Below are 23,388 nucleotides of genomic sequence, written 5' to 3' on the forward strand. Positions count from 1 at the left end.
GCCCGCCTCACCGGCCCGCCGATCACCAATGGGGAGCACTTCTCGGATCCGGTCACCATCCGGTCCCGGCTCGACTAGATTCGAGCAGCGCCGATGACTCTGCTCGTCGGCGCCGTCACAGCCCGTACCCTCAGGAGCAGCGCATGAGCGACTTCGCCCTCGCTCCCCCGGCCGTCACGCCGCTGACCTGTGGGCTCGCCGACAGCGTCTTCCAGACGGCGGCACGCAACCCGACCCTGCCCGTACTCGCCCGCCGCCCGTACCCGGGGGCGACGGCCTGGGAGGAGATCACCGCCGTAGAGCTGCGCGACCAGGTGGTGGACCTGGCGAAGGGGCTGATCGCGTCGGGGATCACCCCGGGGATGCGGGTGGCGGTGATGGCCCGTACCCGGTACGAGTGGACGCTCCTGAGCTACGCGCTGTGGGCGGTCGGCGCCGAGGTCGTCCCCATCTACCCGACGTCCTCGCGCGAGCAGGTCGAGTGGATCCTGCGGGACGCGGCCTGCGTGGGTGTCGTCGTGGAGGACGAGCACGCGGCGATGACGGTCGGCTCGGTCTGTGACGGGCTGCCGCGGCTGCGGCACGTGTGGCAACTGGACGCGGGCGCCCTGGACCACCTGGTCGGCCGGGGCGAGTACGTGCCGATCGCCACCGTGGAGTCGCTGCGCAGGATCGTGCTGCCGGACTCCACCGCCGTCATCGCCTACACCTCCGGCACCTCGGGCCGTCCGCTGGGCTGCGCGCTGAGCCACCGCGGTCTGGCGACCGTCTGCGACACCCTGCTCGCCGGGTGGGGCCACACCGCGGCGGCGCCGGGCGAGCAGGGCGCGGTGCTGGCGTTCCTGCCGTTCTCCCACGTGTACGGCCTGATGATCCAGGGGCTGTGCGTACGCGGCGGGCTGCTGATGGGCCACGAACCGGACCTGGGCGACCAGTCCCTGTCGGCGGCGCTGCGCAGCTTCCGGCCGACGTACTTCTACGGGGTGCCGTCCGTCTTCGAGAAGCTCTACAAGAACTTCCTGCGCACCGCGCAGCAGGCCGGGCGCGGCGCCCTGTTCGAGCGGGCCGCCGAGACGGCGCGGGCGTTCGCGGCGGCCACCGAGCGGCAGCGGCTGGGCCGGGGCACCGGGCCCGGTCTGGAGCTGCGGGTGCAGCACGCCCTGTACGAGCGGACGGTGTACCGGCGGCTGCGGGACGCGCTCGGCGGCCGGGTGCGCCGGGCCACCTCGGGCGGCTCCCCGCTCAACCGCGAGCTGTCCCTGTTCTACGAGGGCATCGGCATCTACGTGCACGACGGCTACGGCCTGACGGAGACCTGCGGCGGGGTCACCATGCAGCCGCTGGGCCGGGAGAAGTCGGGGACGGTGGGCCAGGTGCTGCCCGGCATGGAGCTGCGGGTGGCGGCGGACGGGGAGGTGCTGGTGCGCGGCCCGTCGGTGTTCCAGGGCTACATCGGCGACGACGCGGCGACCCGGGCGGCGCTGCGCGACGGCTGGCTGGCCACCGGGGACCTGGGGCGGCTGGACGAGGAGGGCTATCTGGCGATCACCGGCCGCAAGAAGGACATCATCATCACCAGCAGCGGCAAGAGCGTCGCCCCGGCCGCGCTGGAGCAGCGGCTGCGGATGCACCCGCTGGTGCACCAGGCGGTGGTGGTGGGGGACAACCGTCCCTGTGTGGGGGCGCTGCTCACCCTGGACCCGGAGTTCCTGGCGCACTGGCGGGCGGCGCTGGCGCTGCCGGGCGACGCGCCGAGCCGGGAGGCGCGGGAGGAGAACGCGCTGCGGGAGGAGATCGCGCGGGCCGTGGCGATGGCGAACAGCGTGGTGTCGCGGCAGGAGTCCATCCGGGTGTTCCGGGTGCTGCCCGCCCCGTTCGACGTGGCGAGCGGTCTGCTCACACCGTCGATGAAACTGCGCCGGGACGCTATCGTGCGGCACTACGCGGACGAGATCGACGCCATGTACGAGTCCCGGTCCCGTCCGACCCGGCTCGCCGCGCCCCCGGAGGACCCGGCGTTCTGGGACGATCCGGACGACGTGTTCCGCTGAGCGCCGGGCGTGCGGGGGCGCGCTCCGGCGAGCGGGGGACGCGTAGCCCGCGCGCCATCGGGAACTCGCGTCAGTGGCGCCACAGAAGATCAGGTGGGAGCCGCCGCGCCGACGGTACGCCGGACCGTGCGGCCCCGCCATCGGTGAGCCGGAAGGTGAGATGTCAACCGAGCCGCGTTGGGACGACACACTGGCCGCGCAGGGTATTCCGAGCCGCACCGCCACGTTCGCGGGAGAGCCACAGGACGTGACGGGCGCGCGGCTTGCCGCGGAGCGCTTCCTGCGCGAGCTGGCGCGGGTGGCGCCGCCCGCGGCGCCGGAGTGCTGGCACGACATCCTGCTGGTGGTGGACGAGCTGGCGGCGAACGCGGTGCAGTTCGCGCCGGGCCCGTTCCGGCTGCTGCTGCGCCGCACGTTCGACGGGGTGCACGTCACCCTGCACGACACCAGCACGACGGTGCCCCGGCCACGCCCGTTCGACCCGGGCCACGGCGGAGGCGGCATCGGCTGGCACCTGGTGCACACCCTCTGCGACCAGGTCAGCGTGGTCACGCACACGGACGGCAAGGACGTCCACGCGTTCCTCCCGTGGTGACGACAGCCCCCGACAGTTGACTTGCGTGGCGGTTGAGCCGGATACGTGGCGCAATCGGGGGTATGCGGAGGCGCAGTCCGCATCCTTACCGACCCGGGAGGTACCCCGTGACCCTGGCCGAGAACCCGCTGTCCGTCGAGGTCACCCTGCCCCGTGACGACGTCGCCCTGGTGAAGGTGGCGGGCCACCTGGACGTGGACACCGCCACCGAGTTCCAGGCCCAGTTGGCCAACCAGTTGCACCACGGGCGGCGGCACTTCCTGCTGGACCTCTCCGAGGTCCCGTTCATGGACTCGTCCGGCATGAACATCATCCTGCGGGTGTACCAGGAGACCCGCCGTCTGGACGGCGTCGTCCAGGTCATCGACCCCGCCCCGGCCGTACGCCGGGTGCTGGAGCTGACGGGCGTCAGCATCACCGTGCCGATCTCGGCGGACGTCGAGGAGGCCCTCGCCGTCATCGACGGGCACGCCGGGGCCGAGCCCGAGGTGTTCACGCCGGAGACCTGACCGTGCCGGTTCGTCTGGCTGCCGCGTCCGACTGGCGGAGCGGCGCCGGGCGGGATGGGATCGGTCTGGAGCCGCAGAAGGGATGGACACCGTGACACGACCCAGGATCCTGGTGGTGGGCGCAGGCTTCGCCGGAGTGGAGTGCGTCCGTCGTCTTGAGCGCCGACTCGCGCCCAACGAGGCCGATGTGACCTTGGTGACGCCGGTCGCCTACCAGCTCTATCTGCCGCTGCTGCCCCAGGTCGCCTCCGGGGTGCTCACCCCGCAGTCGATCGCGCTGTCGCTGCGCCGCAGCCACCGGTACCGCACCCGGATCATCCCGGGCGGCGCGATCGGCGTGGACCTGAAGGCCAAGGTGTGCGTGATCCGCACGATCACCGACCGGATCGTCGACGAGCCCTACGACTACATCGTGCTGGCGCCCGGCAGCGTCACCCGCACCTTCGACATCCCCGGCCTCACCGACAACGCCTTCGGCCTGAAGACGCTCGCCGAGGCCGCCTACATCCGCGACCACGTCATCTCCCAGCTCGACCTGGCCGACGCCAGCCAGGACCCGGCCGAGCGGGCGTCCCGGCTGCAGTTCGTGGTGGTCGGCGGCGGCTACGCGGGCACCGAGACGGCGGCCTGTCTGCACCGGCTGACGTACAACGCGGTACGGCGCTACCCGCGGCTCGACCCGGGGCTGATCAAGTGGCACCTGATCGACATCGCGCCGAAGCTGATGCCGGAGCTGGGCGAGAAGCTGGGCGCCAGCGCCCAGGAGATCCTGCGCCGCCGGGGCATCGAGATCTCCCTCGGGGTGTCCATCGAGAAGGCGGGCCCGGAGGAGGTCACCTTCACCGACGGCCGGGTGGTGCCCACCCACACCCTGATCTGGACCGCCGGGGTGGTGGCGAGCCCGCTGATCGGCACGCTGGGCGCGGAGACCGTGCGCGGACGGCTCGCGGTCACCCCGGAGATGTGCCTGCCGGGCCACGACGGGGTGTTCGCGCTCGGGGACGCCGCCGCGGTGCCGGACCTCGACAAGGACGAGGAGGGCGCCGTCTGCCCGCCGACCGCGCAGCACGCGACCCGGCAGGGCAAGCTGGTCGCCGACAACGTCCTCGCCACCCTGCGCGGCCAGCCCAGGCGGCCGTACCACCACCGGGACCTGGGTCTGGTGGTGGACCTCGGCGGCCGGGACGCGGTGTCCAAGCCGCTCGGCGTGGAGCTGCGGGGGCTGCCCGCGCAGGTGGTCGCCCGTGGGTACCACTGGTCGGCGCTGCGCACCAACGTGGCGAAGACGCGGGTGGCGACCAACTGGGCGCTCAACGCCGTCGCGGGCGACGATTTCGTCCGCACCGGCTTCCAGGCCCGCAAGCCCGCCAAGCTGAAGGACTTCGAGTACACGGACGCGTACATGACCCCGGAGGAGGTCGCGGAGCACGTGGGGCGGGTGTCGCGCGGGGAGGACTGAGCCGCCCGCCACGCGCGAAACAGCAGCGCCCCCGTAAGACCCGTCCGGGTCTTACGGGGGCGCTGCTGTTTCGCGGTGAGCCGCCTCAGGCGGCCCGGTGGGTGCCCATGGCCTCGGCGCGGACGCGGGCGCAGCTACGGCTGATGAGCCGGGAGACGTGCATCTGCGAGATGCCGAGCTGGTCGGCGATCCGGCTCTGGGTCATGTCCTCGAAGAACCGCATGTAGAGGATGGCCCGCTCCCGTTCGGGCAGCCGCCGCAGCCCCTCCTTGGCGGACTCGCGGTCCACGACGGTGTCGTACGAGGAGTCGGGGCCGCCGAGGGTGTCGGCGAGGCTGTAGCCGTCGTCGTCGGTGGACAGCTCGGCGTCCAGGGAGAGGGTGCTGAAGCTGTCCAGGGCCTCCAGTCCGGTGCTGACCTCGTCCTCGGTGAGCCCGGTGTACTCCGCGAGGTCGGCCACCGTCGGTTCGGGGCTGCCGGGGTTCTGGGTGAGGTCGCGGCGGGCGACCCGCACCTTGTTGCGCAGCTCCTGCACCCGGCGCGGCACCCTCAGGGCCCACATGCGGTCCCTGAAGTGCCGCTTGACCTCGCCGGTGATGGTGGGCACGGCGTAGCTCTCGAAGGCGCCGCGGGAGGGGTCGTAGCGGTCGATCGCCTTGACCAGACCGAGCGCCGCGACCTGGCGCAGGTCCTCGACGGATTCGCCGCGGTCGCGGAAGCGGCTCGCGATGCGGTGGGCCATGGGAAGCCACGCCTCGACGAGTTCGTCGCGGAGCGCGTCGCGTTCCGGCCCGTCGTCCAGGGCGGCCAGCCTGCTGAACCGGGCCGCGGTGTCGGGGGCGTCGTCGTGCTGCCGCCGGGGTGCGGAACCCGGGTGGACGAGCGTGCTGGGTCGGCTTGTCGACATGTCGGTGACCATGCGGATTCGCTCCTGAACGTGGTGTCGTCTCAGGGAATGTCCGCGGGGAGGAGATGCCGTCCGGATCGCCTGGGGTCCGGAGCGGTCATACCGCTCCCCGCCGGCGCGCCTCCGGTCCGAAGCACGAAACTGCGTCTGCCCCTCCCCCACGAGATCAAACACGGTCGCCGGGCAAAGCCCGCGGAAATCGGAATCCACCCGTCCTCACGGCGTCGCGCCGGGGCCCCGCGCCGGGCGTCCGCGCGCCGGGTCAGAAGACCGGGACGACGGCGGTGATCCGCTTGCCGCCGGAGGGGAGTTCGCAGACGTTCACGGCGCGCGCCAGTCGGCAGACGATGGGCCAGCCGCGTCCGCCGCTGCGGCGCCGCCCGCCGTCGTCGAGCGCGGGGGTCAGCACCGGCAGCCGGTCGCTGCGGTCGCTGACCGAGACCCGGACGTCGTGCTCGTCGACGTCGACGTCCACGCCGGTGACGCCGCCGCCGTGCAGGATGGCGTTGGTGGTCAGCTCGGAGGCCACGAGGAGCGCGTCGGAGAGGGCGTCCTCGTCGCAGGGGGTGCCCGTGTCCCGGCACCGGCAGGCGACGGCGCACCGTACGGCGGTGCGGACGTCGGCAGGGCGGCAGGCGTCGTCGGCTCCGGGGCCTGAGTGCGGCTCGGCCCGGGGCTCGTCGGTCCAGTGCTGCGCGGACATCCTCTCGCTCCCTGACTCGTCTCTCCCGTCCTGTCTCCCTTGTTCGGCTCACCCTCCGCGGCCGTACCAAACATGCGCGGACGACGGCCAGCCGACCGCTGGATGGCCGCCATTGAAGGGCGTCGGCGGGGTACGCGGACGGTATGACCGATGTCGTGGACTCAGACGAACTGCTGCGTCGGCTCCAGCGGGCCAGGGCCTGCGCACGGGACGAGGAGCGGAGCTGGCGGGAGCGGCGTGACACGCTCGGGTCGACCGATCCGGGCGAGGCCCAGCAGGCCGCGGTGCGGGTGCTGGCCTATGAGGCGGTGGTACGGGTGCTGGACGAGATCCTGACGCCCGGGAAGCACGCCGTGAAGTGAATCGGGTCACGTAACCCGGTTCCGATGGCATACAAGCACGGAAGATGGTTTATTGTTCATTCATAGCTGGCGACGGAGTCGATGGATCCCCCTCCTCCTCCGCGCCGCTAGTGCGGCCCTGGCTGGCTTCCCCCGTCCAGCCAGGGCTTCTCCCTTTCCGGAAAGCCTTCCCCGACAGCCTGCCCCGCCGGATGCGCGACGGCCCGCGGGAGGCTCCAATGGGGCATAGCGACCCCACGGAATCCACCGCACGGAATCCTTCGCTGGTGAGGAGCCCCGCGCCATGACCAAAGCGACGAAACTGCTCACCGCCCTCCCCCCGCCGCAGCGGCAGCGCCTGATGGACCTGGGCCGCGAGGTGTCCTTCGCGGAGGACGCCCGCATCTTCGAGGCGGACGGCACCGCCGACCGGTTCTGGGTGATCCGCTCCGGCGCGGTCTCCCTCGACCAGCGCGTGACAGCGCTCCAGCGGGTGACCGTCGCCAGCCTCGGCGCGGGCGACCTGCTGGGCTGGTCCTGGCTGTTCCCGCCGTACCGCTGGGACTTCGGCGCCGAGGCGTTCAGTCCCGTACGGGCCTACGAGTTCGACGCGCACGCGGTGCTCGCGCTCTGCGAGGAGGAGCCCCGCCTCGGGTTCCTGCTGGTGCGCACCGTCGCCGAGATCCTCGCCCACCGCCTGGAGATGACCCGCGGCCAGCTCATGGAGCGCTACGCGGCACCCCGGCGCGGCGTCCTCTGACCGGTCGCCGGGGCGTGCGTCAGGCGCCCGCGATCAGCATGGCGCCGAGGGTGAGCATCGTCGCGGCGACCAGGGCGTCCAGCACCCGCCAGGCCGCGGGCCGGGCCAGCCAGCGGCCGAGCAGCCGCCCGCCGAAGCCGAGCGCGGCGAACCAGCACAGGCTGGCCAGCGCGGCGCCGAGCCCGAAGGTCCAGCGCAGGTCGCCCCGGTCGGCGGCGACCGAGCCGAGCAGGAACACCGTGTCCAGGTACACGTGCGGGTTGAGCCAGGTCAGCGCCAGACAGGTGAGCACCGCCCGGCGCGTGGAGGTGGCGGCGGCACCGTCCGCCCGCAGCGCGCCGGGCCGCAGCACTCGGCGGGCGGCGAGGGCGCCGTAGCAGAGCAGGAAGGCGCCGCCGGTCCAGGCGACCACGGTCAGCGCCGCGGGCCAGGCCACGACCACCGCCCCGATCCCCGCGACCCCGAGGGCGATGAGTACGGCGTCGGACAGGGCGCAGATCACCACGACCGGCAGGACGGCCTGGCGGCGTATCCCCTGGCGCAGGACGAAGGCGTTCTGCGCGCCGATGGCGACGATGAGGGAGAGTCCGGTACCGAATCCGGCGGCTGCGGCGGTCAGGGCGTTGGGCATGTGCTGACGCTAGGCAACCGTCCGGAGGAAGTACAGCTAAGGATTCTTACCTATCATTAGCGCTCCTGAAGATGGGTTCGAGCGCTGCCGGAGGGCGTCCGATGACCGAGGAACTCCCCCTCGACCAGGTGCGCACCCTGCTCGCCGTGATCGACGAGGGCACCTTCGAGGCGGCGGCCACGGCGCTGCACGTGACGCCGTCCGCGGTCAGCCAGCGGGTGAAGGCGCTGGAGCAGCGCACCGGCCGGGTGCTGCTGCTGCGCACCAAGCCGGTGCGGCCCACCGAGTCCGGCGAGGTGCTGGTGCGGCTCGCCCGGCAACTGGCCCGGCTGGAGCGCGACGCGCACGCCGAGCTGGGGCTGAGCGGCGCCGGGGAGCCCACCCGGCTGTCGGTGGCGGTGAACGCGGACTCGCTGGCGACCTGGTTCCTCGGCGCCCTGCGGCGCGTCCCCGAGGAGCCGCCGCTCACCTTCGAACTGCGCCGCGAGGACGAGGACCACACGGCGACACTGCTGCGCGAGGGCGTGGTGATGGCCGCGGTGACCTCCTCGCCCGACCCGGTGCCGGGCTGCTCGGTGCGGGCGCTGGGGCGGATGCGCTACCTGCCGGTGGCCAACCCGGACTACGCCGCCCGGCATCTGACCGGCGCCCTGGCGGAGGCGCTCCTGACGGCACCGGTGGTGGTCTTCGACCAGCGGGACGACTTCCAGGACGGCTTCGTACGCCGCCTCACCCACGGACGCGCCGCCGCGAGTACCCGACGGCACTACGTGCCCACCTCGGAGGGCTTCGCGGAGGCCGTCGCCTCCGGCATGGGCTGGGGAATGCTCCCCGAGGCCCAGGCCGAACCCCTGCTACGCGCCGGACGCGTGATGACCTTCGCCCCCGACCACGCGGTGGACTGCCCCCTGTACTGGCAACAGTGGCGCCTCCACTCCCCCGCCCTCGCGGTACTGGCCGAGGCGGTGACCACACAGGCCACCGAGTCCCTGCGCGCCCCGAGGTGAACCGGCCTGGGGAGCTTGCGCCAACTCGTCTCCCTGGTAGGGGGCGTCGCCCAACTGCGCACGGCGGTCGCCGAGCAGGAACGCGCGTGGACACGGACTCACGACACGACCATGGCCAGCGGCCTGCCGTAGCACACGTACACCTGGCGGCACCGCGGCCGACCTGGGTGTCGACGAGGCCCAACTGCGCCTGCGGCCGGAGTCCGCGGGCTGCGGCTTCCTGCTCCGCCAGGACGTCCTGGACGCCTACCGCAAACAGGGGCGCATACAGTGCGTGGGACGGCAGCCTGGTCAGGGAGGCGAAGCGTGACCGATACGAGTGACATCCGGCCCGTCGAGGGTGCGGCGCGAGCCACTCGGAGGAGCCGACTGCTCCGCCTGGTGCGCTACCTCCCCCTGGTCGCCCCCGTCCTGCTGTGGGCCGTGCCCTGCTGGGTGCTCCTGCACACCGGCCAGCACTGGCCGCCGCCGGTCACACTGGTCGGCACCGCCCTGTTCGCCCTCGGCCTGATATCCATGCCGCTCGCGATGGTGCGCGGGCACGGTCGGCGCCAGCAGGACGGCGCGGCGATCGTCGGTGACACGCTGCTGGGCGTCAGTTGGGTCCTGTTCACCTGGTCCCTGCTGCTCGCTGTCCTGCTGCGGCCCGCCCTGGCCGGGGCCGACGTCGGCGAGGGCCAGGACCGGGCCCGCACCGTCACCTGGGCCGTGCTCGGCGTCACCGCCGTCCTGCTCGGCTGGGGCCACGCCGAGGCCCGTCGGGTGCCGCGCGTGCGCCGACTCGACGTGCGGCTCCCCCGGCTGGGTGCAGGGCTGGACGGCCTCCGCGTCGTGCTCATCACCGACACCCACTACGGCCCCATCGATCGGGCCCGCTGGTCGGCACGGGTGTGCGAGACGGTGAACACCCTGGATGCCGACCTGGTCTGCCACACCGGCGACATCGCGGACGGCACGGCCGAACGCCGCCGCGCCCAGGCCGCCCCGCTCGGTACCGTGCGGGCGACCCGGGCCCGGGTGTACGTCACCGGCAACCACGAGTACTACAGCGAGGCCCAGGGCTGGGTCGACCTGATGGACGAGCTGGGGTGGAAGCCGCTGCGCAACCGCCATCTGCTGCTCGAACAAGGGGGCGACACCCTCGTAGTGGCTGGCGTGGACGACGTGACCGCCGAGTCCTCCGGCCTGGCGGGCCACCGGGCCCACCTAGCCGGAGCCCTGGACGGCGCGGACCCCGACCTGCCGGTCCTGCTGCTGGCGCACCAGCCCAAGTTCGTCGACCGGGCGGCAGCCGCTGGCATCGATCTCCAGCTCTCCGGCCACACCCACGGCGGCCAGATCTGGCCCTTCCACCACCTGGTCGGCATCGACCAGCCCGTCGTCGCGGGCCTGAGCCGCCACGGCGCCCGCACCCTCCTCTACACCAGTCGCGGCACCGGCTTCTGGGGGCCGCCGTTCCGCGTCTTCGCCCCCAGCGAGATCACCCTGCTCGTGCTCCGCTCCCCGCACCCGCCCGCATGACCAACAACCACCCCGACACCTCAGCGAAACGTTCCTGAACTGACACTTCGCGCCAACTCGTACCCGTAGATCAGCCGTTGGTGTATCCATACCCGCATGGCGACCGTCGACGAGATCCGCGAAGACCTCCTGTTGCTGCTCAGCCGATCCGAGGACTGGCTCAGGGAACTGCCGGACATCCCGGCCCTCGCGGTCGACGCCGGGGAGATCGACGAGCAGGTGCGGCACCTGCGCAGCCAGCGCGGCCGTGCCCTGTCGTCCCTGCTCAACGTGGGGCTGCTCGGCCGTCAGTCGTCCGGGAAGAGCTTCCTGATCAGCGGGCTGCAGAAGGGCCTGCGGTACGTGCGGTTCGAGCAGCAGGACGGCGGGTTCACCGAGAAGTACATCGGCATCCTGCCGTCCTCGCCCACCCCGACCACGGTCTGCCCGTCGACGGTGACCCCGGTCCCCGCGGACCCCGACCAGCCCGCGACGGGCCGCGGGCTGCTGCGGGTGCGGTTCACCGACCGGCCCGAGGCGGGCTGGGTGGAGATCGGCCGCGACCTGCCGCCGGGGGTGATCGCGGCGTACGGCGCCGCCGACGGCGACCTGGCGAACCGGCTCCCGGAGCACTACCAACGGGACGTGGAGCAGCTCGAACTGCTCATCGAGGACGCGGTGCTGCCCGCCAAGTTCTTCGACCTGCCCGGCGCCGAGTCACCCAATCCGGCCTACGAGAACATCATGCGCAAGGCGTGGGCCGAGGCGGACTGCTTCCTGTACGTCACCCAGGGGACGGCGACCCTGACCGCCAACGAACTCGGGCTGGTCACCGACCTGTACAACCACCACCTCCAGACGGGCAAGCCGGTGCTGTGGGTGCTGACCGGCATCGACCGGGCCAACCAGCTCGGCAACGACAACCGCCCGGCCTGGCGGTCGGCCCTGGAGACCAACAACGCCTACCTGCGGGAACGCTTCCCGGAGTCGGCGGGCGACGGGAACGCCTTCATCGGCAACGGGTTCCTGGCGGTGTCCCCGGCCTGGGAGGCGCAGGCCGCGCTCGACGAGGCGGAGGGCAGCACGCGGGCCGCACAGCGCAACCGCGGCAACAGCAGGATGGACGCGCTGCGCGACCAGCTCACCGAGCTGATCAACAACGGGGCGGGCCAGAACCACCTGGGCCGGATCGCGGGCGAGGCCCGACGCCTCGTCCGCCGACGGCACCGGGCCGTCGCGGACGTCCTCGCCACCCACCAGGTGTCCGTGGAGGAGCTGACGTCCGAGCGGGCGGGGCTGCGGCAGCGGCTGACCGACACCGAGCAGTCCGCGGAGCGGATCCGCGCCGAGCTGACCGAGGAGACCAACCGCCGGCTGCGCGCCGCCGAGCAGGGCTTCGGCGACCTCGCGGAACTCTTCCACCGGGAGCTGGACGACGTCATCGACTCCGGCGACCTCGGCCTCGACCACCTGGCCGACATCAGGCTGCGGCAGACCCGGCTGTTCACCGAGTGGATGAACGCGCCGCACGGCCCGGCCACGCTGTGGGAGCGGGACCTGACGGAGCTGGACGGCCGGGCCCGCGCGCTGCTGCGGCTGGAGCTGGGCGGCGAGGAGAGCACCTCGCACCTCGTCGAGCCGGCCGCCCTGGACCCGGGCAGCCTGCTGACCCCGCTGGACGACCAGCACCGGCTGGACTTCTACGGCATGGTCCAGGCCACCGCCGCGGCGGTCAGCGTCGCCGGGTCGGTCGCCGGGGGCGCGGTGTGGATGATGACCAGTCTGTCCCTCGCCAGCATCGCGTTCCCCGTCGGGACGGTCGTGGCCGCGGGACTGACGGCGGCGGCCGGGGCCAAGGCCCTCAAGGAGCGCAAGTCGGTCCTGGAGCGGGCCCGCGACGAGCGCCGTGGGCAGCTCGACCAGCAGGCGGAACAGGCGCGCGCCGACTTCACCCGGGTGGCCCGGGAGCAGGGGCAACTGCTCGCCGACGCCGTCGCCGTCCACGTGGACGAGCACCGGCAGCGGCTGCGCGGCGCGCTCCAGCAGATAGAGGAGCGGATCAGCGCGCCGGACATGGCCTCCAGCCGGGAGCTGGTGACCCGTCTGGAGCCGGTGGAACGGGCGGGCCGCGCCGTCCTGGACGGGCTGACGGACCTGGAGGACCTGGCGAGCGGGCCCACGAGCTGACCGTGGTGACCCCGCGCGGTCAGCTCCCGCCGCGGCGCAGTGGCCCCCAGTCGTTCTCCTGGCGGGCCACCGCGGCGCGGGCCTCCTCGATCACCCGGGGCTCCAGGCGGCACAGCGGTCTGACCTCCACCACCAGGGGCTCGTTGTCGGGGCCCCGCCCGGTCTCGCGGCCCTTGAGGACCCAGGGCCGCACCCCGGGGCCCTTCTCGCGCGGGAGGTGGGAGTAGTCGTGCAGGCGCCGGGCCACCCACAGGCCGACGGACCGGTCCCGCCACCACGCCTCGACGTCGAGCGGGTTCGCGGACAGGCCCGGCATGGCCACGCCGGTGAGGTCGTCGGTGCTCGACACGGCGGCCAGGTCGGCCTCGGGGCCGCGCGACCAGCGGACGTACAGGCCCTGGTGGCGCTCCACGAGCCGGGCCAGCTCACCGAGCGTGTCCACGACCGGCAGATCCTCCCAACCGCTCATCCCGTGACCTCCCTCGTCCCGTCAGGGCAACGGGGTACCCGTCAGCCCCAGGGGGAAAGCCTGGGGAAGCCCACGAGAACCGTGACGGAAGGGGCACCGCCGTGAGCGTCCGTGTACGCCGGATCTACGAACCGCCGGAACCCGGTGACGGCACGCGCGTCCTGGTCGACCGGCTCTGGCCGCGCGGCCTGGCGAAGGACGCGGCCCGGGTGGACGAGTGGCCCAAGGCCGTCACCCCGTCCACCGAGCTGCGCCGCTGGTACCACGCGGACGAGGGGTCGTACGAGGAGTTCAGCGAGCGCTACGAGGCGGAGCTGGACGCCGACGAGGCCGCCGAGGCCCTCGCCGGGCTGCGTGAGTCGGCCCGCGCGGGCACGGTGACGCTGCTGACCGCGTCGAAGACCCCGGAGCGCAGCCACGCGGCGGTGCTGGCGCGGCTCCTGGCGACGTGACGCCCCTTGCCGCGCCCCGGCCCCTGCCCCGGCCTCGTCAACCCGTCTGTTCCGCCGCCGCCCGGCCCGCCGCCCGCCCCGAGAACAGGCAGCCGCCGAGGAACGTGCCCTCCAGGGCGTTGTACCCGTGCACCCCGCCGCCGCCGAACCCGGCGACCTCGCCCGCGGCGTACAGCCCGTCGACGGGGGTGCCGTCGGCGCCGAGGGCGCGGGAGTCCAGGTCGGTCTGGATGCCGCCGAGGGTCTTGCGGGTGAGGACGTGCAGCTTGACACCGATCAGTGGTCCCGCCTCCGGGTCGAGGAACCGGTGCGGGGTGGCGACCCGGCCGAGCCGGTCACCGATGTAGCGGCGGGCGTTGCGGATGCCCTGGACCTGGGAGTCCTTGGCGTACGGGTTGGCCAGTTGGGCGTCGCGGGCGGCCACCTGGCGGCGGATCTCGGCGGGGTCGAGGAGCGCCTTGCCGGTCAGGCCGTTCATCTTCTCCACGAGCTGTTCGAGGGTGTCGGCGACCACGAAGTCCGCGCCGTGCCGCACGAACGCCCGCACCGGGGCGGGCGCGCCCTTGCCGAGCAGCCGGTCGCGCAGCACCGCGGCGCGGTCCTTGGCGGTGATGTCGGGGTTCTGCTCGGAGCCCGACAGCGCGAACTCCTTCTCGATGATCTTCCGGGTGACGATGAACCAGGAGTGGTCGTACTCCGCGATGTCCTCGGTGGTGCGCAGGTGCCGCAGGGTGCTGAGGGTGTCGTAGCCGGGCAGGCAGGGGTCGGGCAGGCGGCGGCCGAGGGCGTCGAACCAGAGCGGGGACGGGCCGGGCAGGATCCGGATGCCGTGGCCGGGCCAGACGGGGTCCCAGTTCTGGACGCCCTCGGTGTAGTGCCACATGCGGTCGCGGTTGACCAGCCGGACGCCCGCCTCGGCGCTGATGTCGAGCATCCTCCCGTCGACGTAGGCGGGGACGCCGGTGACCATCTCGGCGGGCGGGGTGCCGAGGCGTGCGGGCCAGTAGCGGCGGACGATGTCGTGGTTGGCGCCGATGCCGCCGGAGGTGACGATCACCGCCTGGGCGGTCAGTTCGAAGTCGCCGACCGCCTCGCGGCTGGAGGCGACGCCGCGGGGCGCGTCGTCGGGGGCGAGGAGGGTGCCGCGCACGCCACGGGCGGTGCCGTCGGCGACGAGGAGTTCGTCGACGCGGTGGCGGTGGTGGAAGGTGAGCAGTCCGTCGCGGGCGGCCTGCTCGGCGTAGGCGGCGAACGGTTCGACGACGCCGGTGCCGGTGCCCCAGGCGATGTGGAAGCGGGGCACCGAGTTGCCGTGGCCGTCGGCGCGCAGGTCGCCGCGCTCGGCCCAGCCGACGGTGGGCAGCAGCTTGATGCCGTGTCCGACGAGCCAGGACCGCTTCTCCCCGGCCGCCCACTCGACGTAGGCGCGCGCCCAGCGCACCGCCCAGGAGTCCTCGTCGTCGACGCGGTCGAACTGGGCGCTGCCCTGCCAGTCGCTCCAGGCGAGGTCGAGGGAGTCCTTGACGCCGAGGCGGCGCTGTTCCGGGGAGTCGACGAGGAACAGCCCGCCGAAGGACCAGAACGCCTGTCCGCCGAGGTTGGCGGCGTTCTCCTGGTCGACGAGGGCGACCTTCCTGCCACGGCTGGTGAGCTCGTGCGCCGCGACCAGTCCCGCGAGGCCCGCTCCGACGACGATGACGTCCGCGTCCATGCGACCGTTCCCTTTCTTATCCGGGTCTTATCCGGGTCTTACCGGGTCTTATCCGGGGGTTTGTCCGGGGGCACCGCTGCCGTCGGTCAGCAGGGCGGTGAGCAGTTGCTTGAGCCAGGCGCGGGCGCGCTCGACGTCCTTGTCCAGCAGGAGCTGGGTGGTGACGCCGTCGTACGCGGCGACGACCGCCCAGGCGGCGCCGTCCGTGCCGCCGAGCACGGCGGGCGGCGCCCCGAACGCGGCGGCCCGGCCGAGCCGGTCGGCGATGGCCCGCCGCAGCCGCTCGCGGTGTTCGAGGAGGGTGGCGGCGACGGCCGGGTCCCGGGCGGCGTGCACCAGGAAGTCCGTCTTGACCAGCAGCCAGTCCACGTCGAGCAGCAGCACCTCGGTGACCCGGTCGACGGAGGACGCCACGTCCAGGTCGGGGCCGTCGAGGGCGAGCGCCCCGGCGACCTGCTCGGCGATCAGGTCGGCGCGCTGCCGGTAGAGCGCGAAGAACAGTTCGTCGAGGCTGGCGAAGTTGGAGTAGAAGGCACCCCGGCTGTAGCCCGCCGCCTCGCAGACCTCCTCGATGGAGACCCGTCCGAACCCCTTGGCCGCGAACACGGCGAACGCGGCGTCCAGCAGGTTGGCCCGGGTACGGACCCGCCGCCTGGTCACCCGCCCGACCGTGCGCCGCGCCGCCATGCGCTCGCCTCCCTCGTTCGATACGGCAACGTATCCGATACATGAACGTATTCAAAGAGGGAGCACCCCCTCTCCTTACCGAACCCGCGTTCGATTACCGGGTACGCTGGTGCCATGACCGTGCACCTCCAGGGCTCCCTCTTCGACCAGACCGACCAGCCGCGGCTCGGCCCCCTCGACGGAATCCGCCGCACCGAGCTGGACGGGGGCGCCTGGATCGACGTCCTGCCCGGCTGGCTGAGCGGCGCGGACGCCCTGTTCGCCCACCTGGTGGCCGACGTGCCGTGGCGCGCCGAGCGCCGCACGATGTACGACCAGGTCGTCGACGTCCCCCGGCTGCTGGCGTTCTACGGCGCGGGCCACCCGCTGCCGCACACCGTCCTGACCGAGGCGCGCGAGGCGCTCACCGCGCACTACGCCGGGGAGCTGGGCGAGCCGTTCACCACCGCGGGCCTGTGCTACTACCGCGACGGCCGGGACAGCGTCGCCTGGCACGGCGACCGGATCGGCCGGGGCGCCCGCGAGGACACCATGGTCGCCATCCTCTCCCTGGGCACCCCCCGCGACCTGCTGCTGCGCCCCCTGCACGGCGGTGGCGGCACCGTACGCCGCCCGCTGGGCCACGGCGACCTGATCGTGATGGGCGGCTCCTGCCAGCGCACCTGGGAGCACTGCGTGCCCAAGTCGGCCCGGGTCTCGGGCGGCAGGGTCAGCGTGCAGTTCCGGCCGCACGGGGTGCGCTGAGGCCGGGCTCACGGCGCGGCCGCCGATCTGGTTTGCTGTCCTGCGTCGGAACGGGCAACTCAGCGGGCGGGGCCAGCGATGCGGGCGGATGTGCGGCAGGTCGCCGACGGCACCTATCTGGTGCACGGCAGCAACACCAACTGGGTCATCCTCAGCGAGGGGGACGCGGTCACGCTGGTCGACACCGGCTACCCCGGGGACCGGGCGCTGCTGCTCGACTCGCTCACGCAGGTGGGCGGTGCACCGGAGGCGGTCGCGGCGGTGCTGGTCACGCACGCGCACAACGACCACCTGGGCTCGGCCGAGTACCTGCGCGCCGCGCACGGCACGCCGGTGTACCTGCACGAGGCCGAGGTGCCGCACGCCCGCCGGGACTTCCTGCACCAGGTGTCCGTCGGGCAGGTGCTGGCCAACGGCTGGCGGCCGGGTGTGCTGCCGTGGGCGGTGCACGCGCTGCGCTCCGGTGGCACCCGGCACGTGCCGGTCACCGCCCCGGAGCCGTTCCCGGCGCCCGGCGCGCTGGACCTGCCCGGCCGCCCGGTGCCGGTGCCGACGCCGGGGCACACGCTCGGCCACTGCGCCTTCCACCTGCCCGCGACCGGCGTGGTGATCTCCGGCGACGCCCTGGTCAGCGGGCACGCCACCGCGCGGATCACGGGGCCCCAGCTCCTGCCCGACATGTTCCACCACGAGCGCACGCGGGCCGTCGCCTCACTGGCCGCGTTCGAGGCCCTGGACGCCGACGTCCTGCTGCCGGGTCACGGCCCCGCGCACCACGGCCCCGTACGCGACGCCGCCCGTCGGGCCCGGGAGCGGGCGGCTTAGGGTTCGGCCATGGCTTTGCAGATCAGCGCCACCAATCCGGAGCACCCCGCGCTCCTGCTCGCCCTGCCCTGGCAGGTCCCGCTGGAGGAGTGGCCCGAGGAGTACCTCGTGCCGCTGCCGCGCGGCATCTCCCGGCACGTGGTGCGCTACGCCCGCGCGGGCGACGAGGTGATCGCCGTCAAGGAACTCGCCGAGCGCCCGGCGCTGCGCGAGTACGAGCTGCTGCGCGACCTGGACCGGCTCGGCATCCCCGCGGTGGACCCGCTCGCCGTGGTCACCGGGCGCGTGGACGCCGCCGGGGAGCCGCTGGAGCCGGTGCTGGTCACCCGGCACCTGGGCGGTTCGATGCCGTACCGGTCGATGTTCGAGACGACGATGCGGCCCGCCACCATGCACCGGCTGATGGACGCCCTCGCGGTGCTGCTGGTCCGGCTGCACCTGACGGGGTTCGCCTGGGGCGACTGCTCGCTGTCCAACACCCTCTTCCGGCGCGACGCGGGCGCCTTCGCCGCCTACCTCGTGGACGCCGAGACCGGCGACCTGCACCCCCGGCTCAGCGACGGCCAGCGCGACTACGACCTCGACCTCGCCCGCGTCAACATCAGCGGGGAGCTGCTGGACCTGGAGGCGTCCGGCGCGCTGCACCCGTCGGTGGACCCGATCGAGTTCGGGCAGGAGATCTGCGCGCGCTACCACGGGCTGTGGCGGGAGCTGACCCGCACCTCCGTCTACCCGGCGGGCAAGTACCACTACATCGAGCGCCGCATCCGCAGGCTCAACGACCTCGGCTTCGACGTGGCCGAGATGCAGATCGAGAGCTCCTCCAACGGCGACACGGTCACCTTCGTGCCCAAGGTCGTCGACGCCGGGCACCACCAGCGGCAGTTGCTGCGGCTGACGGGACTGGACACCGAGGAGAACCAGGCGCGGCGGCTGCTGAGCGACCTGGAGAGCTGGATGGCCACCCAGGAGGACTCCACCGAGGCCCGCCCGGAGGTGCTCGCGCACCGCTGGGTGCGGCAGGTGTTCCGGCCGACCGTGCGCGCGGTGCCCGTGGAGCTGCGCGGGTCGATGGACCAGGCGGAGATCTACCACCAGCTCCTCGAACACCGCTGGTACCTCTCCGAGCGCGCGCAGCACGACATAGGTCTCGACACGGCGGTGAAGGACTACATCGAGAACATCCTGCCGCGCGCCCGGGAGACGCTGGAGTCCGCCGAACCGGAGTGACGGCGGTCGCCTACTGCTGGTGCGGCACCACCGCCACCGGGCACTCCGCGTGGTGCAGCACCCCGTGGGCGACCGAGCCGATCCGGGCGCCCACGGCGGTCCGGCGCGCGCGGCGGCCGACGACCATGAGCTGGGCGCGCCCGGCGACCGACAGCAGCACCTGGCCCGCGCTGCCCATCTCCACGTGCTCCACGACGCGCACGTCGGGGAAGCGGGCGCGCCACGGCTCCAGGGCGGCGGCGAGGGCCTTCTTCTCGTACGGCTCCGGGCCCCCGGCGTCGTCGAGGAGCTTCAGCGAGGCGGGGCTGTAGGCGAACACCGGCGGCAGCGTCCAGGCCCGTACGGCGCGCACCGGGGCCTGCCGGGCGGCGGCCGTCTCGAAGGCGAACCGCAGCGCGTCGGCGCTGTCCTCGGGGCCGCCCTCCTGGCCGACGACGACCTCCCGGGCGGCCACCTCGCCCGCCGTGCTCTCGCCGGAGCGCACCAGCACCACGGGGCACGCCGCCTCCGCGATCACCTGCTGGCCGACGGAGCCGAGCAGGAAGCCGACGAGCCGCCCGTGCCCGCGCGAGCCGAGCACCAGCGTCCCGGCGTCGGCCGCCGCGGCGAGCAGCGTCTCCACCGCGCCGCCCTCGACGACGTCGGCGGACACCTCGAGTCCGGTGTGCCGTTCGCGGACCTCGCGCACGGCCTGCCCGACCGCGTCCCGCACCCACCGCTCCTGGTCGTCCCGGCCCTGCGCGTCGAGGCCCTCGCCGGGCTCGTACCGCCAGGCGTGCACCACCCGCAGCGGTGCCCCGCGGCGCACGGCCTCGCGGGCCGCCCAGGCGAGCGCGGCGTGGCTCTCCTCCGTGCCGTCCACGCCTGCCGTGATCGGGCGCGTCATCTCCGGGTGCCTCCTCGTGTGCTCAAGTGCCGTACGGGACCAGTCTTCCCTACGGGTGGGAGGGCGCCCGCGCGGGGAGTTCGCCCGGCGGGCTTTTCCTGAGCGCGCGGGGGCGATCGAACATACGATGAGCGGGAACATCCGAACGCCCGGGGTGGGAGACGTATGGCACAGGCCGCCGACACGGCGCGGACCGTCATCATGACCGTTGACGATGATCCCGGGGTCTCCCGGGCCGTCGCCCGTGACCTGCGGCGCCGCTACGGCGAGTCGTACCGCATCGTGCGCGCGGAGTCCGGCGAGTCGGCGCTCGACGCGCTGCGGGAGCTGAAGCTCCGCGGTGACCTGGTGGCGGTGATCCTCGCCGACTACCGGATGCCGCAGATGAACGGCATCGAGTTCCTGGAGCAGGCGCTGGACGTCTACCCGGGCGCCCGGCGGGTGCTGCTGACCGCGTACGCGGACACCAACGCGGCGATCGACGCGATCAACGTCGTCGACCTCGACCACTACCTGCTCAAGCCGTGGGACCCGCCCGAGGAGAAGCTGTACCCGGTCCTGGACGACCTGCTCCAGGCGTGGCGCAGCAGCGACTACCGGCCGGTCCCGGCGACCAAGGTGGTCGGGCACCGCTGGTCCGCGCGGTCCTCGGAGGTGCGCGAGTTCCTGGCCCGCAACCAGGTGCCGTACCGCTGGTACTCCTCCGACGAGCCGGAGGGGCGGCGCCTGCTGGCGGCGGCGGGCGCGGACGAGCGGCGGCTGCCGCTGGTGATCACCCCCGACGGCAGGCCGCTGGTCGAGCCGGAGCCGCCGGAGCTGGCCGCCGAGGTGGGCCTGGCGACCACGCCGACGGCCGACTTCTACGACCTGGTCGTCATCGGCGGCGGCCCGGCCGGGCTCGGCGCGGCGGTGTACGGGGCCTCGGAGGGGCTGCGCACGGTGCTGGTGGAGCGGTCGGCGACCGGTGGGCAGGCCGGGCAGAGCTCCCGGATCGAGAACTACCTCGGCTTCCCCGACGGCGTGTCCGGCGCGCAGCTCACCGACCGGGCGCGGCGGCAGGCGACGAAGTTCGGCGCGGAGATCCTCACGGCGCGCGAGGTGACCGGTCTGGAGGTGAGCGGCTCCGCGCGGATCGTGCACTTCAGCGACGGCTCGGCGGTCGCCGCGCACAGTGTGATCCTCGCGACCGGCGTGTCCTACCGGCAGCTCGACGCCCCCGGCGCCACCGAACTCACCGGCTGCGGCGTCTTCTACGGCTCCTCGCTGACCGAGGCGCCCTCCTGCCAGGGCCAGGACGTGTACATCGTCGGCGGCGCCAACTCGGCGGGCCAGGCGGCGATGTACCTGTCCCGGGGCGCCAAGTCGGTGACGCTGCTGGTGCGCGGGGAGTCGCTTGCGGCGTCGATGTCGCACTACCTGATCGAGCAGATCGGTGAGTCGCCCAACATCTCGGTGCGCTGCTCGACCGTGGTGGACGCGGCGCACGGCTCGGACCACCTGGAGCAACTGACCCTGCGCGACGTCGGCACCGGGCACACCGAACTCGTCGACGCGCAGTGGTGTTTCGTCTTCATCGGCGCCGCCCCGCTGACCGACTGGCTGGACGGCACGGTGCTGCGCGACGAGCGCGGCTTCATCCTGGCCGGGCCCGACCTGACCCCGGACGGTCGGCCGCCCGCGGGCTGGGAGCTGGACCGGCCGCCGTACCACCTGGAGACCAACATCCCGGGCGTGTTCGTGGCGGGCGACGCCCGCGCCGAGTCCGCCAAGCGGGTCGCGTCCGCCGTCGGAGAGGGAGCCATGGCCGTGATGCTCGTCCACCGCTACCTGGAGCAGTCGTGAGCGGGCAGCCGCTGCCGTGCAGCCCGCAGGAGATCGGCTCGCTGTTCCTGTTCGAGAAGCTCAGTCCCGAGCAGTTGGGGCGGCTGTGCGCCGAGGGCCGGGTGGAGAGGTTCGAGCCGGGCCCGGTGTACGTCGAGGGTGACCCGGCGACCTGCTTCTACGTCATGCTCGAAGGAACGGTCGTGCTGTACCGCAGGGTCGGCGGCGACGACGTCGAGGTGTCCCGTACCTCGCAGCGCGGGGTGTACGGGGGCGCCATGCAGGCGTACATCGGGGACCGGGTACGGCAGGTCTACAACGGCTCGATGCACGTCACGGAGCCGACGCGGTTCTTCGTGCTGCCCGCCGACACCTTCGCGGCGATCATGCAGGAGTGGTTCCCGATGGCGGTGCACCTGCTGGAGGGGCTGTTCTTCGGTTCGAAGAGCACCCAGCGGGTGATCGGGCAGCGGGAGCGGCTGCTGGCGCTCGGCTCACTGTCGGCGGGGCTCACCCACGAGCTGAACAACCCGGCCGCGGCGGCGGTGCGGGCCACGGCGACGCTGCGGGAGCGGGTCGCGAAGATGCGGCACAAGCTGAGCGTGATCTCGGCGGGGCCGTATCCGCGGGAGGCGCTGGCGAACCTCATCGAGATCCAGGAGCGCACCGCGGAGCGGGTCGCGAAGGCGCCGGTGCTCAGCCCGCTGGAGGCGTCCGACCGGGAGGACGCGGTCAGCGACTGGCTCGACGACCACGGCATCCCGGACGGCTGGCGGCTCGCGCCGACCTTCGTGCAGGCCGGGCTCGACCTGGACTGGCTCGACCAGGTCGCGGCGGCGGTGGACCCGGCGGTGCTGCCGGGCGCGATCGGCTGGCTCAACTACACGGTCGAGACCGAGCTGTTGATGGACGAGATCGCCGACTCCACCACCCGCATCTCCCAGCTCGTGGACGCCGCCAAGCAGTACTCCCAGCTCGACCGGGCGCCCTACCGGATGGCCGACGTCCACGAACTCATCGACAGCACCCTGCTGATGCTCTCCGCCAAGATCGGCAAGCGGATCAAGGTCGTCAAGGAGTACGACCGCACGCTGCCGAACGTCCCGGCGTACCCGGCGGAGCTGAACCAGGTGTGGACGAACCTGATCGACAACGCGGTCGCCGCCATCAACAGCGTCGGCGGCGAGGGCACGCTGACCGTGCGGACGGCGCTCGACCACGACCGGCTGCTGGTGGAGTTCCGCGACACCGGCTGCGGGGTGGCGCCGGAGATCCGGTCCCGGATCTTCGACCCGTTCTTCACCACCAAGCCGGTGGGGCAGGGCACGGGGCTCGGTCTGGACATCTCCTGGCGGATCATCGTCAACAAGCACCACGGCAGTCTCCAGGTGGAGTCCGAACCCGGCGACACGCGCTTCCAGGTGCTGCTTCCGCTCACCGCCGCGGACGGCGACACGCCGGACACCGCGGAACCGACCGACGACGAAAGGCGCGAGGAACCGGTATGACGACTGATCACGGAGCCGAGGCGATCGACCCCAGCGTGCCGCCCAGCGGGAGCGGCTGCGTCGAGTGCGACGCCGACGGCGGCTGGTGGTTCCACCTGCGCCGGTGCGCGGCCTGCGGCCACATCGGCTGCTGCGACTCCTCCCCCGCGCAGCACGCCTCCGCCCACTACCGGGCCACCGGGCATCCGGTGATGCGCAGCTACGAGCCCGGCGAGGGCTGGTTCTGGGACTTCGAGAAGAACGAGCTGTACGAGTCCGGTCCCGACCTGGCCCCGCCGGTGAGCCGCCCCGAGAACCAGCCCGCGCCGGGCCCGGCCGGGCGGGTGCCCGCGGACTGGGCGGAGGCGCTGCGCTGAAGTGGGCGGGCCCGTGCGCCTGAGTTGAGCGGGGTGGTGCGGGGAACCC

23 protein-coding genes are annotated in these 23,388 nt (G+C 73.1%); 16 read left to right on the plus strand and 7 right to left on the minus strand.

Annotated elements, in window-relative coordinates:
- The first annotated feature begins 143 nt into the window (after window positions 1–143).
- From ACFQZ6_RS01950 to ACFQZ6_RS01965, 4 genes are all read left to right on the plus strand, one after another.
- Window positions 144–2,051, plus strand: a complete 1,908-nt coding sequence (locus ACFQZ6_RS01950; protein WP_381604587.1) for an AMP-dependent synthetase/ligase — start codon at window positions 144–146, stop codon at window positions 2,049–2,051.
- 160 nt (window positions 2,052–2,211) lie between these two features.
- A complete protein-coding gene (locus tag ACFQZ6_RS01955; protein WP_381604588.1) occupies window positions 2,212–2,646 on the plus strand; it encodes an ATP-binding protein in 435 nt (144 codons plus the stop codon).
- A 107-nt stretch (window positions 2,647–2,753) separates the two neighbouring features.
- The gene (locus tag ACFQZ6_RS01960) at window positions 2,754–3,155 is read left to right on the plus strand and encodes an STAS domain-containing protein (RefSeq protein ID WP_381604589.1); all 402 of its coding nucleotides are present in this window, start codon (window positions 2,754–2,756) and stop codon (window positions 3,153–3,155) included.
- An 82-nt stretch (window positions 3,156–3,237) separates the two neighbouring features.
- The gene (locus ACFQZ6_RS01965; protein ID WP_381604590.1) at window positions 3,238–4,614 is read left to right on the plus strand and encodes an NAD(P)/FAD-dependent oxidoreductase; all 1,377 of its coding nucleotides are present in this window, start codon (window positions 3,238–3,240) and stop codon (window positions 4,612–4,614) included.
- An 85-nt stretch (window positions 4,615–4,699) separates the two neighbouring features.
- On the opposite strand, the gene ACFQZ6_RS01970 is transcribed toward ACFQZ6_RS01965, so the two are convergent.
- Together ACFQZ6_RS01970 and ACFQZ6_RS01975 are read right to left on the minus strand one after the other, a co-directional pair.
- Window positions 4,700–5,533 (minus strand): RNA polymerase sigma factor SigF, encoded by an 834-nt coding sequence (locus tag ACFQZ6_RS01970; RefSeq protein ID WP_381604591.1) that lies wholly within the window; start codon window positions 5,531–5,533, stop codon window positions 4,700–4,702.
- Window positions 5,534–5,783: 250 nt separating this feature from the next.
- The gene (locus ACFQZ6_RS01975) at window positions 5,784–6,224 is read right to left on the minus strand and encodes an ATP-binding protein (RefSeq protein ID WP_381604592.1); all 441 of its coding nucleotides are present in this window, start codon (window positions 6,222–6,224) and stop codon (window positions 5,784–5,786) included.
- Between the two features lie 143 nt (window positions 6,225–6,367).
- On the opposite strand from ACFQZ6_RS01975, the gene ACFQZ6_RS01980 reads away from it, so the two are divergent.
- Together ACFQZ6_RS01980 and ACFQZ6_RS01985 are read left to right on the plus strand one after the other, a co-directional pair.
- Window positions 6,368–6,586: a 3-deoxy-D-manno-octulosonic acid transferase gene (locus ACFQZ6_RS01980; protein ID WP_381604593.1), complete on the plus strand. Its 219-nt coding sequence runs from the start codon at window positions 6,368–6,370 to the stop codon at window positions 6,584–6,586.
- 283 nt (window positions 6,587–6,869) lie between these two features.
- Window positions 6,870–7,325, plus strand: coding sequence for a cyclic nucleotide-binding domain-containing protein (locus tag ACFQZ6_RS01985; protein ID WP_381604594.1), 456 nt, complete (start codon window positions 6,870–6,872; stop codon window positions 7,323–7,325).
- A 19-nt stretch (window positions 7,326–7,344) separates the two neighbouring features.
- Here ACFQZ6_RS01985 and ACFQZ6_RS01990 read toward each other — a convergent pair whose 3' ends face one another.
- A complete protein-coding gene (locus ACFQZ6_RS01990; RefSeq protein ID WP_381604595.1) occupies window positions 7,345–7,956 on the minus strand; it encodes a LysE/ArgO family amino acid transporter in 612 nt (203 codons plus the stop codon).
- Window positions 7,957–8,057: 101 nt separating this feature from the next.
- On the opposite strand from ACFQZ6_RS01990, the gene ACFQZ6_RS01995 reads away from it, so the two are divergent.
- From ACFQZ6_RS01995 to ACFQZ6_RS02005, 3 genes are all read left to right on the plus strand, one after another.
- Entirely contained in the window at window positions 8,058–8,963 is a 906-nt protein-coding gene (locus ACFQZ6_RS01995) for a LysR family transcriptional regulator ArgP (RefSeq protein ID WP_381604596.1), read from the plus strand.
- A gap of 306 nt (window positions 8,964–9,269) precedes the next feature.
- Window positions 9,270–10,484, plus strand: coding sequence for a metallophosphoesterase (locus ACFQZ6_RS02000; RefSeq protein ID WP_381604597.1), 1,215 nt, complete (start codon window positions 9,270–9,272; stop codon window positions 10,482–10,484).
- A 96-nt stretch (window positions 10,485–10,580) separates the two neighbouring features.
- The gene (locus tag ACFQZ6_RS02005; protein ID WP_381604598.1) at window positions 10,581–12,650 is read left to right on the plus strand and encodes a hypothetical protein; all 2,070 of its coding nucleotides are present in this window, start codon (window positions 10,581–10,583) and stop codon (window positions 12,648–12,650) included.
- Between the two features lie 19 nt (window positions 12,651–12,669).
- Here ACFQZ6_RS02005 and ACFQZ6_RS02010 read toward each other — a convergent pair whose 3' ends face one another.
- Complete coding sequence (locus ACFQZ6_RS02010) at window positions 12,670–13,119, minus strand: DUF6098 family protein (protein WP_381604599.1); 450 nt, start codon at window positions 13,117–13,119, stop codon at window positions 12,670–12,672.
- A 101-nt stretch (window positions 13,120–13,220) separates the two neighbouring features.
- Here ACFQZ6_RS02010 and ACFQZ6_RS02015 point away from each other — a divergent pair, with 101 nt between their 5' ends.
- Window positions 13,221–13,571, plus strand: a complete 351-nt coding sequence (locus ACFQZ6_RS02015; RefSeq protein ID WP_381604600.1) for a DUF488 domain-containing protein — start codon at window positions 13,221–13,223, stop codon at window positions 13,569–13,571.
- A gap of 37 nt (window positions 13,572–13,608) precedes the next feature.
- On the opposite strand, the gene ACFQZ6_RS02020 is transcribed toward ACFQZ6_RS02015, so the two are convergent.
- Window positions 13,609–15,282, minus strand: a complete 1,674-nt coding sequence (locus ACFQZ6_RS02020; RefSeq protein WP_381604601.1) for an FAD-binding dehydrogenase — start codon at window positions 15,280–15,282, stop codon at window positions 13,609–13,611.
- Window positions 15,283–15,330: 48 nt separating this feature from the next.
- Window positions 15,331–15,969 (minus strand): TetR/AcrR family transcriptional regulator, encoded by a 639-nt coding sequence (locus tag ACFQZ6_RS02025; protein ID WP_381604602.1) that lies wholly within the window; start codon window positions 15,967–15,969, stop codon window positions 15,331–15,333.
- 114 nt (window positions 15,970–16,083) lie between these two features.
- On the opposite strand from ACFQZ6_RS02025, the gene ACFQZ6_RS02030 reads away from it, so the two are divergent.
- From ACFQZ6_RS02030 to ACFQZ6_RS02040, 3 genes are all read left to right on the plus strand, one after another.
- Window positions 16,084–16,713: an alpha-ketoglutarate-dependent dioxygenase AlkB gene (locus ACFQZ6_RS02030; protein WP_381604603.1), complete on the plus strand. Its 630-nt coding sequence runs from the start codon at window positions 16,084–16,086 to the stop codon at window positions 16,711–16,713.
- Between the two features lie 78 nt (window positions 16,714–16,791).
- Complete coding sequence (locus ACFQZ6_RS02035; protein ID WP_381604604.1) at window positions 16,792–17,538, plus strand: MBL fold metallo-hydrolase; 747 nt, start codon at window positions 16,792–16,794, stop codon at window positions 17,536–17,538.
- A gap of 9 nt (window positions 17,539–17,547) precedes the next feature.
- On the plus strand, window positions 17,548–18,768 hold the full coding sequence (locus ACFQZ6_RS02040; protein ID WP_381604605.1) for a DUF4032 domain-containing protein: 1,221 nt from the start codon (window positions 17,548–17,550) through the stop codon (window positions 18,766–18,768).
- A gap of 10 nt (window positions 18,769–18,778) precedes the next feature.
- On the opposite strand, the gene ACFQZ6_RS02045 is transcribed toward ACFQZ6_RS02040, so the two are convergent.
- Window positions 18,779–19,654, minus strand: coding sequence for a universal stress protein (locus tag ACFQZ6_RS02045; protein ID WP_381604606.1), 876 nt, complete (start codon window positions 19,652–19,654; stop codon window positions 18,779–18,781).
- Between the two features lie 165 nt (window positions 19,655–19,819).
- On the opposite strand from ACFQZ6_RS02045, the gene ACFQZ6_RS02050 reads away from it, so the two are divergent.
- Genes ACFQZ6_RS02050 through ACFQZ6_RS02060 form a run of 3 tightly spaced genes read left to right on the plus strand, consistent with a single transcriptional unit; the run spans window position 19,820 to window position 23,339 of the window.
- Window positions 19,820–21,496, plus strand: a complete 1,677-nt coding sequence (locus tag ACFQZ6_RS02050) for an FAD-dependent oxidoreductase (protein WP_381604607.1) — start codon at window positions 19,820–19,822, stop codon at window positions 21,494–21,496.
- Complete coding sequence (locus tag ACFQZ6_RS02055) at window positions 21,493–22,983, plus strand: ATP-binding protein (protein ID WP_381604608.1); 1,491 nt, start codon at window positions 21,493–21,495, stop codon at window positions 22,981–22,983. The genes ACFQZ6_RS02050 and ACFQZ6_RS02055 overlap by 4 nt, the downstream gene beginning before the upstream one ends.
- Window positions 22,980–23,339 carry a UBP-type zinc finger domain-containing protein gene (locus ACFQZ6_RS02060; RefSeq protein WP_381604609.1) on the plus strand — a complete coding sequence of 120 codons (360 nt, stop codon included), beginning with the start codon at window positions 22,980–22,982 and terminating at the stop codon, window positions 23,337–23,339. The genes ACFQZ6_RS02055 and ACFQZ6_RS02060 overlap by 4 nt, the downstream gene beginning before the upstream one ends.
- The last annotated feature ends 49 nt before the right edge of the window (window positions 23,340–23,388 follow it).

The organism is Streptomyces flavalbus, from assembly GCF_042674625.1.
Classification (GTDB): Bacteria; Actinomycetota; Actinomycetes; order Streptomycetales; family Streptomycetaceae; genus Streptomyces; species Streptomyces flavalbus.